Source organism: Dysgonomonas mossii (assembly GCF_004569505.1).
Taxonomy (GTDB): domain Bacteria; phylum Bacteroidota; class Bacteroidia; order Bacteroidales; family Dysgonomonadaceae; genus Dysgonomonas.
Map to the genome: position 1 here is coordinate 1 of NZ_SPPK01000047.1, position 481 is coordinate 481.

Consider the following 481-nt stretch of genomic DNA (forward strand, 5'->3'; position numbering starts at 1 on the left):
GTTGGAGCCTTTTGACTGTGAAATCTCCGTCCACCACGGCGACGACGATGTGCCCATTGGTCGGTTTGATTGCCCGGTCCACGATGATCGTGTCTCCATCCCCCAGACCATCCTCGCTCATCGAGAGGCCTCGTACTCGCAGGAGAAATGTTGCTTGCGGGTGGGTAATCAGCTCGGCCATGAGGTCGATTCGCGTCTCGCCGAAGTCGGCCGCGGGGGAAGGAAATCCTGCGCGGACCGTGGCATTCGCAAGCGGCAAGACCAGACCCCATGGCTGGATCTGGATTGGTGCCAGAGCTTGCAAAATGCTGTTCATTCATACAGTATATAAAATCCAGCCTGAAGATGATCTCTGCCCGCTCGGGCACCTGCAGCGCCGACTTAGGCGACGCTATCGGCGAACGCCTCCACACCCGTCGCACGACCGGCCATCACTTCGCCACCATGCTTCTTCGGATCGAAGGACGCCAGCATCTGGTCC

The 481-nt window shown here is 59.0% G+C and carries 1 protein-coding gene; it reads right to left on the reverse strand.

All coding sequences use genetic code 11. The features are described from left to right. Nucleotides 1-316 (reverse strand): LexA family protein (locus tag E4T88_RS17370; RefSeq protein WP_135107559.1); only part of this gene is annotated, 316 nt, incomplete at its 3' end. Nucleotides 317-481: the final 165 nt, after the last annotated feature.